The sequence below is a fragment of the Pseudoduganella sp. R-43 genome (genome assembly GCF_049913255.1).
Lineage (GTDB): Bacteria > Pseudomonadota > Gammaproteobacteria > Burkholderiales > Burkholderiaceae_D > Rugamonas.
In genome coordinates, this window is record NZ_CP183988.1 from 3,936,522 (window position 1) to 3,950,572 (window position 14,051).

A 14,051-nucleotide genomic window follows, 5' to 3' on the forward strand; every position below is an offset into this window, starting at 1 on the left:
CTACGTGGTATCCTAAATCCTGACTTTGAATACTGTCAAGTACTATAATTATCATGACTGAAAACAGCCAGGGCCGGCGTGGCCGGCCAGCGAACGAGGCGCTTGCCCAAACGATCGTCGACGCCGCGTACGAACTCTTTGTGGAATTGGGCTTTCAAGCAACGACCATGGACAAGGTCGCCCAGCGCGCAAAAATATCCAAGCTCAGCATCTATCGGCACTTCGAGAACAAAGAGGCGCTATTCAGCGCCGCCACCTCGGCCCGCTGCCATCAGTTTGCACCGCAAGCCCTTTTTGAAAGCATCGGCGGGTCGGCCGAGGACCAGCTCATGGCGGTCGGATCATCCCTGCTGCGCACGCTGATGAATCCGGAAGTCCGCGGTGTCGAAGCCATGATCATGGCCGACAAGACGAATCAAAAGTCGTTAAGCAAGCTCCATTACGAAGCCGGGGCCGCCCATGTCACCGCCCAAATCGAGGTCCTGTTGCGCCAATTGCAGGCGAAGGGGGCGATGAAGGTGCCAAATCCTCGCCAGTCCGCCCGCTTGTTCGCCGCGCTTGTCAAAGGAGCCGACCTGCTGGCGATCGCACGCTTCGATGAAGCGAAAGCAATGGACGCCAGCGAAATCGAATCCTATTGCCGGTCGGCCGTCGCCATGTTCCTCGCCGCACACGGTTCTGCGCTGCCCAATAAAGGAATTGCGAACGCTGCATAGTGCTTCTTGGCTAAGCCATGTTTCCCTGCCTGAAAACATCACACCATCTGGACTACTACCTTGCCCTTGGCGCGCCCTTGTTCGAGGTACGCCAGCCCTTCCTTCGCGCTCGTGAACGGAAACACCTTGTCGATGACAGGCCGAATGTGCGACGACTCCAGCATTTCTCCGATCTTGCCAAGCTGGCGTCCATCAGGGCGAACGAACAAGAATGAGTACCGCGCGCTGCGCTTTTGCGCCAGCCGAATGATCTTGCGGCTCAAGAGACCGAAGACGAACTTCATCAGGAAGTTCATGCCGCGCGCACTTGCAAATGCGGCATCCGGCGGGCCAACGAGGGAGACCACGCTGCTGCCAGGCTTCACGATCTTCAAGGCATTCTCAAGCCCGTCGCCGCGCACCGTGCCCAACACGGCGTCATAGCCACTCAGAGTATTCTCAAATTCCTGCTTCTTGTAATCGACGACTTCATCCGCGCCGAGACTACGCACCAGATCGACATTTGCCGTGCTGGTCGTGGTGCCCACTTTCGCGCCAAGCTGCTTGGCCAGCTGGATGGCAAAGGAACCAATGCCGCCAGAACCTGCCGGGATAAATACCTTCTGCCCTGGCTTCAATTGGGCGCGCTCGTTGAGCGCCTGCCACGACGTGAGGCCAACCATCGGAATCGATGCTGCCTGCACAAAATCCAGGTTGGCAGGCTTATGTGCTGCAGCGCGCTCAGGCACCGCAGCATACTCTGCCAGGGAGCCTGTGCCGAGATCGAACACGCTGGCGAAGACGGCATCGCCGACCTTGAAGCGGTTGACGCGGCTGCCGACTTCGACCACCACCCCAGCCAGGTCGCTTCCCATCGTGGCGGGCAAATCAAACTTGAGGATGGGCTTGAACGATCCTTTCGGAATCATGTAATCGATAGGATTGAGGCCGGCGGCATGCACGTGGACCAGGATCTCATCGGGTTTGATGCTTGGCCGTGGGACATCGGCAAAGGCGAGCGAGTCAATGCCGCCATAACGTTTCAGGACAAGTGCTTTCATTTGGACCTTCCTTCTTTATAAAAATAATACGGGCGGTCCTGGAGACCGCAATCCTGCTGCATCAATATGATGCGCATCATATTTTTGCGCAAAAAAAGTCAATGCCTCATTCGGCGGCAGCCGCAAACTGCTTCATCGTGGCTTCACACAACGCTTTGGACAAACGGGGGTCATCGACAGCGCGCGCCATTACCGTAGTGCCGATCAGGGCGCACACCAGCGCCATCGCCTGCTCATGCGCCTTTGGCTGGCCCCAATCCGGCATCTGGCGCGCGAACACGTCGATCATTTCCTTGATATGAATCGTCGCGGCTCGCCTTACTTCGGGCGATTGCCGCGGCATCTCCGAGCCCAGCGCCGATACAGGGCACCCGGTCTCGATCGCAGCAATATGCTGCGGCGACAGATATGCCTGCATCATGGCCTGCACGGCTTGGCCAGGGGGTGCGGCAGCCGCCACCCGCGCAGCCAGGGCAACCGACTCGGTGCCGGCACGATCGGCGGCCTCGGCCAGCAAAGCATCGCGCGATTCAAAGTGCGCGTAAAAGCCGCCGTGCGTCAGTCCAGCCTCTTTCATGATGTCGGCCACGCCGGTACCGTCATACCCGCTGCGACGAATGGCGCGCGACGCCACCTCCACGATACGCTCGTGGGTGAGTTCCTTGCGGCTGACAGGCGGGCGCTTGCGGGATTTGATCTGCATGATGGTCATCATATACGATTTCAGCTAGATGTGCACGCAGCACATGCTGCCTGCCGTCACCAACGGCGCCCATGGTTCGGTTGCCAAAAGTTTATATTGCGAAAACGCTGGCCAGCGCGAATCAGCCCGCGCCACGCCAGCGTTCATGGAAACCGGCACGGCCGGTCCAAACCAACCATTCACAGGTTCGAATGCACGATCGTTGCCCCCGTCATTTTGTCCCGGACTGTTACGCTGCGTGCGCCAAGCGGACGGCCATCTGCATACAAGGGCACGACCAGGGCCCAGTCAAGCGTCCCCGTTTCATCAACCCATTGATAATCGGCGTGCGCCCTGGGGTATGCTTCGGCCTCGCGCCTCGCAGGGCTGTCGACATAGAAGGTGCGGGGCGTATCGCCCTCGATCATAACTTCCCACATCCCGCCCTCGCGGGCAAAGACCTTGGGCGCGTACGCCGCAATGCGCTTGACCGACTCGACCCGTGCGGCACGCACTTCGCCCTTCGCAACGTCAAGCTTGATCGCCAGTACGGCAACCTGCTGTTGTCCGGTCGGTGCGGCGGCTGGCCTGGCGCTTTCGATGCGCGCAGAACTTCGAAGCTCCCTCGCGCGCTCAGGGTCCTGTTGTTGGGCTTGCGCCAGGCCGAGGCCTGCCCCGCACATGCCGATGGCAATCCAGATCTTGTTCATGATGTTCTCCTCTCAATCAAGGGTGCCAAGGCGGCGGAACCGTGTAGCTCCAGTGGGCTGGTGCAAATGCGGCAGGCTGGGTGATGGTCGGGGAACCGGACAAGCCATGATAGGCCGCCCGCATCACTGCCCAATCGGCCGGCCCGGCCTCCCACACTTCGTCGCCGGCGTTGCGCATGATCAGGTTATCCGTGATATTGCCCTGCGAGCGCCACCAGACCGATCCATCCCGGCTGGACGTCATGGATTGGCAATTGCGCCAGCCGGCATTGGCGCCGTCCCCGTTACAGGCTGCCTGCGAACTGTACATGACCGGCGGCTTCACGAAGTATCCGCCATCGCAGCAATATTCGTCCGGCAGGCCGAACAGGCCATGGCCGGTTTCATGGACGATCGTTCGATAGCTGGTCGGTTCTCCAGTCGCGCGCCCGCCACCGCCGCAGTCACGCAATTCATTGCGGTGGATGAGCACGATCTGGTCGGCGAATACGCCGTCCGTGTTGACCTGCCCCGGCCAGGTAACGATCGGGCAGCGGAACTGGCCGCCCGGTCCCGGCGCTTGTTCGACAACGGAACCGCTGGCTGTCATGTAGAAGTAGTTGTACAGGCCCCAGGCGTTGAAGTAGGCGCGGTTCTGCCAGTATCCGTTTTCAATCACATTGGCCAGGTCGTTGACGAAAGCCTGGCGGTTGGCCAGGACCGACATGTCTCCATAAGAGGTGTCCGGAACGAAGAGCACGTTGAAAGCGCGATCGCGGTCGCTTTGTACAACATACATTTCGAACACCGTACTGCCGGACGCAGGCGGGTCGTCATCATGGACGACCCGCGTAATCTGACATCCCATGAGTAGCGATGCTGCAAGCGCCGCGAGCATCGCTCCCGGCAGGTTCCGTAGTTTTAGAACGTATTGCCATGACATGATGAACTCCCTTGTTTTGTTGACCGAGGCGGGCAGCAACCGCGCTGGCGCCTTGCGATGAACTTTAGGGAAGTGCGGACCGGCACGGATTGGTACTGACACCCAAATTTAGATGGCCGCGACACCCAGATTTCGGCCCAGCGAGCGTGTTTGATCAATTTCATTAAACCCGGTGGAAATATTCATAATTGCCAAGGTATGCAGCCGCGCCGACAATTGCCATAAAGCAATTTTAATCGTTGGAAGGATGGCATGAAGAGTTACAAGATGCGGACGATCGCCCTGTCGGTCATCGCAGCGAGCATCGCCGCGGGCTGCGGCGGCGATTTGAAGACTACCGGGAATACGGCTGCACCAAACAACGCCAGCAATTCCCCGGCTTCAAATGACGCTGGCGGAACGTCCGGCACTGGCGGTGCGGGCAACATTGGCAGCACGCCCGGCGCCGGCAGCACACCCGGCACAGGCACCACACCCGCAAATGACAGCGCTGTGGCGCGCGTTTTCACCCATCCAGGCGCCCCGCTCACCCGTTCGGACCTCCTCACGCTGAAGTCCTACGTCGACCAGGGCCGGGAACCATGGAAGTCCGCCTACGACCAGCTGGCAAACGATGGCAAGGCCAAGCTGACCTATGGCATGGCCGGTCCTTACGCGACGGTCGGTCGCGCGCCGAACGTCAACCTGTGGGCATGGCGCAATGACATGGTCGCGATCTGGAATCTCTCGCGCATGTGGCATTTCACTGGCAACCAGGAATACGCAAAGAAGGCGCGCGAGATCCTCATGGCGTGGGCCACAACCCAGGTGGAGTTTTCCGGCCGCGAGTCGATGCTCGACCTGGGCGACTATGCCTACATGTTCGTTGGCGGCGCTGACATCCTGCGCGGCACGTGGCCGGGCTGGACCGAAGCCGATACTGCCACCGTGAAGAAGTACTTCAAGAATGTCCTGATGCCGGCATCGAACCCTTATGGCGAACATCAGTTTGGCGCCGCCAACAAGGGGGCGTTGGCCCTGGTCGCCCTCGGCTTGATGGCCATTTTCAACGACGATACGGCGGCGCTGGACAAGGTGGTCTACCAGGTACGCACTCTGGCCCACATCGGACTGCGCAATTCCAACGATATCGGCATGCTCGGCGACTCCCTGCGCGACCAGGGCCACTTCCACGGCCAGCTGAGATCGCTGACCATGCTGGCAGAGGCGCTCTGGAAGCAAGGCATCGACATCTATTCCGACCTGGACGACCGCCTCCTGGCAGCTGGTGAGTATTTCGCGCGGGTGAACGAGCTCGTGCCAACCACCGCACTGCCTTTCGGCACCACCGATGCCTATTACACTGCTGACGTGACCAACCGCGGATGGGACGGCTGGGGTGGCGGGAACATCGTACTCAATCAGATCCATGCCGCCTACGTCCTTCGCAAGGGCATGCAGGCGCCGTTTATCGAACAAAGGCGCCGCTGGATGCCGGTGGACGGCAACAGCTTCATGTTCTTGAAGGAGGCCGACGCCTCCATCGCGGCGCCTGCACCACAGCTCAACCAGCCGTCTGCCACCTCGCTTACAAGTGGGTTGAACGGCATCGATATCGGCGGCGCCGCCCCCGGCGGCAGCGCCAGCTATAGCGCCGGCAAATGGACCGTAACGGGCGCCGGTTCAGAGATCTGGGGCACAAACGACAGCTGCCACTTCGCGTACAAGGCGCTCGTCGGCGATGGCGCCATTATCGCCAAGGTTGAATCGGTCCAGAACACAGGTCCGTCTGCCAAGGCGGGCGTGATGATGCGCACAAGCCTTGACCAGGGCGCCCCGCGTGCGTGGATGGCCATCAGCAATCGCATCCAGGCCGAGCAGAACATGCAGAAGCTCACGGCATATGGCGGCAGCAACTACGCGAACAAGGCCCTTCCAATTGCGAACCCTGCGGCCTCGTACTGGGTGAAACTCGAGCGCATCGGCAATGTCATCACCGGTTACCTGTCTCCCGATGGGACCAACTGGGCTGCCACGGACGTCGGCCGCATCGACGGTCCCCTGCCGGACACGATCTATGCAGGCCTGGTGGTCTCTTCGACCGTCAACGGCACACCTAACAGCTCAGTGTTCAGCAACGTCCAGATCACTGGAGGCGACGGTAATGCGCCGGCCGTGATCCCGGCAGCGCCGAGCGCACTGCTTGCCGCGCCGGGCGATGGCGCCGTTCCGCTGCGCTGGCAGCGCTCATTCGGCGCCACGCGCTACCTGGTCAAGCGCGCCACATCCAGCGGCGGCCCCTACACAACCATCGCAACGGATGTCAAGGGCGCCAGCTACACCGACAGGTCGGTGGCCAACGGCATGACCTACTACTACACCGTCGCTGCCGCAAACTCCGCCGGCGTGAGCGCCAATTCTCCCGAGGACGCGGCTACGCCGCTTCGGTCGATGGTCAACGTCGCCAGCGGCGGCACCGCCAACGACAGTGCGAACAATGCCGACAACGCGAAGCGCGCCTTCGACCATAACTCGGCGACGCAATGGTTCTACAAAGGTGTGCAGGGATGGCTGCAGTATGACCTGGGACACACGGAGACGGTCCAGCGCTACACCATCATCAGTTCCAACGACCAGGTTGCGCGCGATCCGAAGGCCTGGGAGCTCTTGGCTTCCAACGACGGCGTGACCTGGCAAGCACTCGACGCACAAACCAACCAGGCGTTCGCCCGGCGCTTCGCGCCGAAGAGCTACCCGGTCTCGCGACCGGGCGCCTATCGCTACTACCGGCTCAACATCACAGCCAATAACGGCGACGCTACCTTTACCGACCTCTCCGAATTCGGACTGTTCGCGGCCAGGAAAAATTGAAAATCATCGACAGCATCGGGCGCACCTCCGGGAGGTGCAACCGATGCTATTCAAACTGCCAGTAATCGATGCCGAACGGAACGTGGCGACCATGGGCGTTTAATACGAGGTAGAGGTCCTGCGTGCCGGTCACGTTCTCCGCAGGGACTGTGACGCTGCGCCAGGCGGACAAGGTACCGGTTGCGGGCACCTCGATGGTTGCGATCAACCTGCCTTCCGGCGAACCGGCCCGTACTTCGATCTTCCCTCCCGGCGCCTCGCTCGCGACGCTGATCGTGAACGTCTTCGGCCCCTTGCGCCCGAAATCGACGCCTGCCACCTGCGTGAACGCGCGTGCAGCCACAGGGGCAATGTACACGCCGGTCTGCCGATCCTTGACGCTACGCACCCCCGGTGCCCAATCAAACGGCATGTCCCGGTCGCGTTTCAGGCGCGATTCCCAGGCCATCGTCTCGGCCTCCACGCGGCGATACGGCGACAAGGGCTCCACTTGCTGGACGCCCGTCTTGTTCCAGAACGGCAGCGTCGGGATCGTGCCATCAGGACGGTAGGAAAAGTCGGCCAGGTTAACAGACCGCCGTTCACGGTGTATCGGCGTTTCAGCCCAGTTCAAGCGGTAGTTGAGCCCAAAGACATAGGACTTCCCCTTGAAATCGATGATGCCAGGGTGGTTGCCGGTTGACAGAGGGCTCGGGTCCATGATCTGCCCCCGGTATTCCCACGGACCGGTCGGCGCATCGCTCATCGCATACCCCAGTCCCTCGGAACAGCAGCTCGAGGCATACGCGAGGTAGTATTTGCCGTTGCGCTTGTAGACCCAAGGGCCCTCCTGGTAGTTGCGTGGCTTGGCGTCGATACGTGCGATCTCGCCGGCATAAGACACCATGTCGCGATTCAGCTTGACGTATGACAGATGGGGGTTGCCCCAGTACAGGTAGGCCTGGCCATCGTCGTCGATCAGGACTGTCGGATCGAAGTTCCCTTCCCCGCGTCCGATCAACGGCCGGCCCAGTGGGTCCTTGAATGGACCGTAAGGACTGTCCGATACCGCCACCCCGATGACGTTGCCGGGCGATCCGGCGACCGTAACAGGAGCGTACAAGTAATACTTGCCGTTGCGCGCAACGACTTGCGGCGCCCATGCATCGTTGTGCTGATTCGCCCAGGGGAATATGGAAAGATCGGCTACCGTACCATGGTCAGTCCAGTTCACCATGTCCTTCGAGGTGTACAGCTTCCAATCGACCATCTTGAACTCGAGCGCGTCGTCTTCGTCGTGTGTCGTGTACAAGAACACGGTGTCGCCGACTACCAGCGGTGCCGGATCGGCAGTAAAGCTGGTCTGGATGATCGGATTGGCAGCGAAGGCGCAGTTGCTGGCGAAACCGGCCACCACAAAAGCCAGGAGCGCCGCACGGACATCGGGCAACGCGGGTCTACGAACCATTTCCTTGATGATCGGCATGGGGCCGGCTCTCCTCATTGAACTACTTGAACCGGTCAAAGAAGGTTTTCGATTCCTGCGCCGAGAAGTTGGGGTACCAGTGACCGCCAGTCTCGGTGCCGCACCAGATCACCGGCTTGCCGCTGTCGCAGCCCTGGTACTCTACGCAGCCGTTGCTACCCAGCTGCACTGTGGCGGCGCCACAGCTATTGCGCTTAAGGAAAAGATCGCGCGCCTCCATCCCCGCGGTGTAAGGCACGACGTTATCGTCCTTGGCGTGAATGAACATGGCCGCCACCTTGTTGGAAGAACTGGCGCAGCCGCTCCAGAGCGAACCGGCCATGGGCACGATGGCCCGCACCACATCGCCCATCTGGCATCCGATGGCGTTGGACATCATTCCGCCGAAGCTGAAGCCGGTAGCGAAGACACGCCGGGTGTCGGTGCACGCGCCCTTCTGCACCTCGCTGATCATGGCGCGCAAGAAGCGGATATCGCGGTCGCCAGTGTTGGCCCACCCCTTATCCAGGCCTTGCGGGGCCACAAAGATGGCATTGTCGCCGTACAGGTTCTTCAGCCCGAAAAAGCCGCTCCAACCGTAGACATCGGCGGCGCTGCCATCGCGCCAGTGCAGCCCGATGATCACGGGATAGGCCTTGTTGCGGTCATAGGTGGCCGGCATCTCGATCCAGTAGCTGCGCTCGGTACCGTCGCTGGTGAGCGAGCGCAAGCCAGTGGTCAGGCTGGAACTGCCGCCGCAACCCGCAGTGCTCGTTGACGGCGGGGCGACGGGCGTCGAGGACGTTGATCCCAATGCCGGTGTTGGTGCGGTGCTGCTGGCGCCTGTTCCCCCTCCGCAAGCTACGACCGTGGTGAACAGTAACGCGGCCCAAACATATCTCATGTCTACTCCTTATTTGCATTGAGACGTTTCATGCGCGCTAAGTCTAATGGCCACGATCGGGACCGTCATTTATGTTTTTCGCCAACAGCCGACATGTTTTTGAATTTCAGGCATCGTCGCCACCCGGCTTCCGCCCGCTGGCGGGGCCGGTGCGCTTTTTCACCTCGGCTTCGCGCAGGAACGGAACATCTTCCATGATCGGCTCAATGGCCCGGAATAGTTGATCGGCATCCCGGCCATACAGATGGAGGCAGACCTCACTGCCGTCTGGCGCAGCTTCCTTGCCGCCATATTCACCAGCCCCCGCCCTGGCCAGTGCATGCCGTATCCGGTCCTCCAGTTCAAGCACCCGGCTCAGGTCACGCGATCCGTACTGGAACCTGATGACCAGCGCCGGTCCTGGGTGAGGCCCTGCGTGGGCAAGCAAAAGCGTGCCCGGATAGCTCATGCCGAGAAACCCGGCAAGCGAAGCGAAAACTTCCATGCTGTCTGCTCCTTGGTAAAATCAGGCAGCGGTCAATCGGCGCGGGCCGCGAAAGCCGCGGCCTTCGCCTGGCCCGGTTTCTGCCCGAGGTAAGGCAGCAAGCTGAGCAGGCCTAGAAGCGCAAGCGCCACACCGACCCACAGCGGCGAGAGCAAGCCGTAACCGGCAGCGATGCCCGCTCCGCCGATCCAGGCACCGGCACTCAGGCCGATATTGATGACGGAGGTGTGCACCGTATTGACCAGCGGCCCGGGATGGGCGACGCGCATCACGCGCGCAATGATGGCCGGGTTCATCGACATGCCGACCAGCCCGATAACGACCAGCAAAGCCAGGCTGGCGCTCTGCCGGTGGGCAAAGACGGCGAACAGCGCCAGGGCGATGCTGAGGACCACCATGCCGCCGGCCAGGATGGGTATCGTGTGCCGGTCTGCGAAGCGCCCTACCACGCCATTGCCCACCACGTTGGCAATGCCGTACACGCCCAGCAGCCAGGGAATCGCGCTGGCAGGGAAGCCGCTGACCGTGGTCAGGATGGGCGCGAAATAGCTGAAGGCGGCGAAAATCGCGCTGATGACAAGGGCGCTGGTGGCAAAAGCCGCCCACAGCTCGCGCTTGCGGAATTCGCCCAGTTCGCGGCCAAGGCTGATGTCCTCGGCCGGCCTGGAGCGTGGCACGAACAAGGCGACCAGCACCATGCACAGCAACGCCAGCACCACCACCAGCCAGAAGCTGGCCCGCCATCCCGCTTGCTGATCGATGAGCGTCGTGAGCGGCATGCCCAGCACCGACGCCAGCATGAGGCCGCCGATCACGACTGCTGCGGCGCGTCCGCGCACCGGCGGGCTGACGGCTTCGGCGCAGATGGCCAGGGAGACCCCGAAACAGGCGGCGCCGGCCACGCCGGTGAGCAGCCGGGCAGCGGCCATGAGTTCATAGCTGGCAGCCGAAGCGGCAGCCGCTTGGGCAACGGCATACATGGCGAGCAGGCAAAGCAAGCCCTGTCTGTTCGGGACGCGCAGCTTCAGCATGCCGAAAGTGACCAGGGGTCCGCCGATCACCATGCCCAGGGCATACAGTGAGATCAGGTAGCCGATGCGCGCTACCGGCTCGCCCAAGGCGTGGGCCAGCGAGGGCATCATCCCCGCCACCATGAATTCAGAGGTGCTCAGCGAGAACACCGTCAATCCCAGAACATAGACAAGCAAAGGCATACAGATCTCCTGCAAAAGCCGGGCTCATGCCGGCATGAGCGGCAAAGGTGGGCGAACAGCACATGGACGGCAAACGCGGCGGGGCTCAGCCTGGCGGCGTCATGAACACGCTGTCCGGAATATCGCCGGCAAAGAAGTTGGGGAAGTCGCGCACCGAAAGATGCTGCGCGTCGTGGCCGGTAACCATGCGCAACAGGCGGTTGCCGCCGGCCTGGAGATAGAAGACCGACGGCGCCCGGCCGGCGTGCTCCACTACCCAGGCGTCGGCGGACTGGCCCAGCACGGCATGGCAGCCGTCATGGCGCGCCGCGCCGTCCAGCAGGATCGCCTGGGGCAGGAACAATTCCTGGAAGGGCGTTACCGTATCGGGCAGGGCCGCCTCGTACAGCCGGACGCCGGCCGCCACCGTTTCCCTGGCATACGCCACCTTCTGCTTGCGGCTCTGGCCGCACCCGGCATCGCCGATTTCCGACATCCAGAGCCGATGCCCGGTATCCCGTTCCGACCAGGGATTGAACAAGCCGTCGATGCGGCAGATGTTGCGGCCATAATCGAACCAGCAATAGCCGGAGGTGATCTGGTCTTCCTCCCGCATCGGCAGCCAGTACGAGATATAGGCACTGCTCCATTGCTGCGGCAGCAGCGGCGGTGTGGCGTGGACGGGCATCGGCGTCTCCTCAACGGCCCAGGGCGTAGCCCAGGGTGGCCATCAGCGCATCCTGCAGCGGCGGCAAGTCCTTGCGCCGGGCATCGAAGCTCGCGGTCAATTCCGCGTTGCTCAGTCCCATGCGTTCAGCCACGCTTTCAAACCACAGGCGGCTGCTGTTGGCATGCTCCTTGAACAGATGCGCCACAGGCAGCGCGCGGGCGTTGAAGTTGGCCAGGGCGGCCGCCGGATCGGTGTCGGCGTTGAGGGTTTTCACCAGCAGCAGGGCCAGCACCACCGCCATGGTCGTGCCGTGGCCGATCGAGAAGTGGCCCGATTGCAGCGCATCGCCGATCAGGACAAACTTGCCCTCGCAGGCGCGGTCGTGGCTGAGGGTCATGAAATTGCGCCAGCCCTGGCCGGGCTGGCTGACCAGGGCGTGGCCGCCCAGTTCGGCCTCGAACACCTTGGCGACATAGGCGGCGGCATCGCGCTCCGGGCGCATTTCCAGCTCGGCCCGGGCGTACGCCTGTTCATCGCATTCGACCACGAACGTGCTCATCGTGTCCGAATACCGGTAGGCATGGCCGATGAACATGCCTTGCGCATTGCCGCGGAACACCAGGTTCATCTGGTCGAACAGCTGGGTGGTGCCATACCAGATGTATTTATTGCGCCCGAAGTCGATCTGCGGCGCCAGCGACGGCGGCAGCTCCAGCGTTTTGTGATTGACGCCATTGGCGACCACCACCAGGTCGTACTCGGCTTCGAGCTGCGCCTGGCTGGCCGGCGCCGTTTCGTAGCTGATGGCGATGCCGGCCGCCACGCATTTGGCGCGCAGCGCCTGCACCAGCGCGCGCCGCTCCACGCCGCACAGGGTGACGCCAGTGCTCATCAGATTGGGCTGGTCGTGGTGCACCAGCTTGAATTCTTCCAGGTACTGCGGCTTGAGCCGCTCCGGCTGCTCCAGGTAGGACAAGGGATTGGCAGGATGGCGCGGCGGCCGTCCCGGCAGCACCACGCCCCAGCCCAGCACTTCTTCCTCGGTGTTCCTTTCCACGACACGGATGTCCCAGCCTGGCTGGGCTTGTTTCATTTGGCTGGCAAAGATCAATCCTGCCGGGCCGGCGCCGATAACGAGAATCTTCATTAATTTACCCTTCCAAGTTTGTACCACACGTTTTGCTTCTTCTGGATTTGCTGCAGTTCGGCGTAAGGAACCGATGTGAAATACAGTTTCTCGGCCATGTCAGGTGGATAGACCCGCGGGAATTTCTGGTGCATATAGCGGGTGTAGCGCGCCTGCAGGAAGAAAAGAAAGTTCGGATTGCTCAGCACCTCGTAGTTGGCGATCGCCATCTCCTGCATGGCGTCGGCCTGCACCTTGCGCTGGCGGGTGAACTCGGGCAAGGCCAGCTCCAGGGCATTGCCATGCTTTTCGAGCAAGCCGACGAAGACCTGCACATCTTCCAGCGCCATATTCATGCCCTGCCCGAGGAAGGGCGCGGTGGCGTGGGCCGAGTCGCCGATCAACAGCACATTGCCCTTGTAGTGGAAGGCGCTGGAGCGGACGTTGATGAGGTCATTGCTGGGCAGCGCGAGGAACTGTTCCACCAGTTCCTCGCGGCTGGCCGGCGGCAGCTTGCCAAAGTAGCGGCCGAAAAAGCCGCGCATGACGTCGCGGTCTTGCGTGTGCAGGCTGGGCGCGCCGGTATATGGCAGGCAGATTGCGAAGCTGATGCTGCCGTCCGGGATGACGGCGGCGCGGCCGGCAAATTCGCCCCGCGAATCCATGCCGAAAAAGTACAGCAGGTCCTTTCGGAAGCCGAGCGCTTCCGCATTCGGCAGCACCATGGTCTTGTAGCCATGGCGGAAAAAACTCTGCTTGAATTCGAAACGCCGCATGCTGCTCTGCATGGCGCGCCGCACCGCCGAGTGCGCGCCGTCGGCACCGATGACCAGGTCGCCATGCAGCTGCTGCACGGCGCCGTCCGGCCCCTGGACCAGCACGATCTTGCGCTCCAGGTCGACATCCAGGCATTTATGCTCGAACGAATATTTCACCTGGTGCCGGGCCGCGTACTGGTTGAGCAGGCGCTGGAAGGCATTGCGGTTCAGCGACAGCGGCAACACGCCTTCCAGCGGGTGCAGCTCGCGCACCTTGTATTGGCCGCGGATGGAAAACGCCATGCCGACCACGGGCTCGCCGCACTGGCCCAGCTCCTGCATGCTGATGCCGGCCCCCAGCACTGCCTTGATGCCGCGCACGGTCATGCTGACGCCGATGGCGCGTGAGCTGACGGGATCGGCATTGGCCAGCGGTTCCTGCAGCGGATCGGCGCGCTTTTCGACCACATGGACATCGTGTCCGCGCTGCGCCAGATAGATGGCGGCCAGGCTGCCTGCCAGGCCGCCGCCGACGATGATAATTTTATGCAT

The 14,051-nt window shown here is 61.9% G+C and carries 13 protein-coding genes; 2 read left to right on the plus strand and 11 right to left on the minus strand.

Features of this window, described 5'->3' with window-relative positions:
- Window positions 1–53: 53 nt before the first annotated feature.
- Window positions 54–716, plus strand: coding sequence for a TetR/AcrR family transcriptional regulator (locus ACN9M3_RS17845; RefSeq protein ID WP_426318169.1), 663 nt, complete (start codon window positions 54–56; stop codon window positions 714–716).
- Between the two features lie 38 nt (window positions 717–754).
- Here ACN9M3_RS17845 and ACN9M3_RS17850 read toward each other — a convergent pair whose 3' ends face one another.
- From ACN9M3_RS17850 to ACN9M3_RS17865, 4 genes are all read right to left on the minus strand, one after another.
- A complete protein-coding gene (locus ACN9M3_RS17850; protein WP_426318170.1) occupies window positions 755–1,756 on the minus strand; it encodes an NADP-dependent oxidoreductase in 1,002 nt (333 codons plus the stop codon).
- A gap of 106 nt (window positions 1,757–1,862) precedes the next feature.
- Window positions 1,863–2,471 (minus strand): TetR/AcrR family transcriptional regulator, encoded by a 609-nt coding sequence (locus tag ACN9M3_RS17855; RefSeq protein WP_426318171.1) that lies wholly within the window; start codon window positions 2,469–2,471, stop codon window positions 1,863–1,865.
- A 167-nt stretch (window positions 2,472–2,638) separates the two neighbouring features.
- Window positions 2,639–3,148 carry a hypothetical protein gene (locus ACN9M3_RS17860; RefSeq protein ID WP_426318172.1) on the minus strand — a complete coding sequence of 170 codons (510 nt, stop codon included), beginning with the start codon at window positions 3,146–3,148 and terminating at the stop codon, window positions 2,639–2,641.
- 16 nt (window positions 3,149–3,164) lie between these two features.
- A complete protein-coding gene (locus ACN9M3_RS17865; protein WP_426161835.1) occupies window positions 3,165–3,926 on the minus strand; it encodes a hypothetical protein in 762 nt (253 codons plus the stop codon).
- Between the two features lie 396 nt (window positions 3,927–4,322).
- On the opposite strand from ACN9M3_RS17865, the gene ACN9M3_RS17870 reads away from it, so the two are divergent.
- Window positions 4,323–6,920, plus strand: coding sequence for a discoidin domain-containing protein (locus tag ACN9M3_RS17870; protein ID WP_426318173.1), 2,598 nt, complete (start codon window positions 4,323–4,325; stop codon window positions 6,918–6,920).
- A 46-nt stretch (window positions 6,921–6,966) separates the two neighbouring features.
- Here ACN9M3_RS17870 and ACN9M3_RS17875 read toward each other — a convergent pair whose 3' ends face one another.
- From ACN9M3_RS17875 to ACN9M3_RS17905, 7 genes are all read right to left on the minus strand, one after another.
- Complete coding sequence (locus ACN9M3_RS17875) at window positions 6,967–8,367, minus strand: glycoside hydrolase family 43 protein (RefSeq protein WP_426161837.1); 1,401 nt, start codon at window positions 8,365–8,367, stop codon at window positions 6,967–6,969.
- A gap of 40 nt (window positions 8,368–8,407) precedes the next feature.
- A complete protein-coding gene (locus ACN9M3_RS17880; protein ID WP_426161838.1) occupies window positions 8,408–9,268 on the minus strand; it encodes an alpha/beta hydrolase family esterase in 861 nt (286 codons plus the stop codon).
- A 106-nt stretch (window positions 9,269–9,374) separates the two neighbouring features.
- A complete protein-coding gene (locus ACN9M3_RS17885; RefSeq protein ID WP_426161839.1) occupies window positions 9,375–9,752 on the minus strand; it encodes a hypothetical protein in 378 nt (125 codons plus the stop codon).
- A gap of 32 nt (window positions 9,753–9,784) precedes the next feature.
- Complete coding sequence (locus tag ACN9M3_RS17890; RefSeq protein ID WP_426318174.1) at window positions 9,785–10,966, minus strand: MFS transporter; 1,182 nt, start codon at window positions 10,964–10,966, stop codon at window positions 9,785–9,787.
- 85 nt (window positions 10,967–11,051) lie between these two features.
- On the minus strand, window positions 11,052–11,633 hold the full coding sequence (vioE, locus tag ACN9M3_RS17895) for a violacein biosynthesis enzyme VioE (protein ID WP_426161842.1): 582 nt from the start codon (window positions 11,631–11,633) through the stop codon (window positions 11,052–11,054).
- A gap of 10 nt (window positions 11,634–11,643) precedes the next feature.
- Entirely contained in the window at window positions 11,644–12,762 is a 1,119-nt protein-coding gene (locus tag ACN9M3_RS17900) for a tryptophan hydroxylase (protein WP_426318175.1), read from the minus strand.
- On the minus strand, window positions 12,762–14,051 hold the full coding sequence (locus ACN9M3_RS17905; protein WP_426318176.1) for an FAD-dependent oxidoreductase: 1,290 nt from the start codon (window positions 14,049–14,051) through the stop codon (window positions 12,762–12,764). The genes ACN9M3_RS17900 and ACN9M3_RS17905 overlap by 1 nt, the downstream gene beginning before the upstream one ends.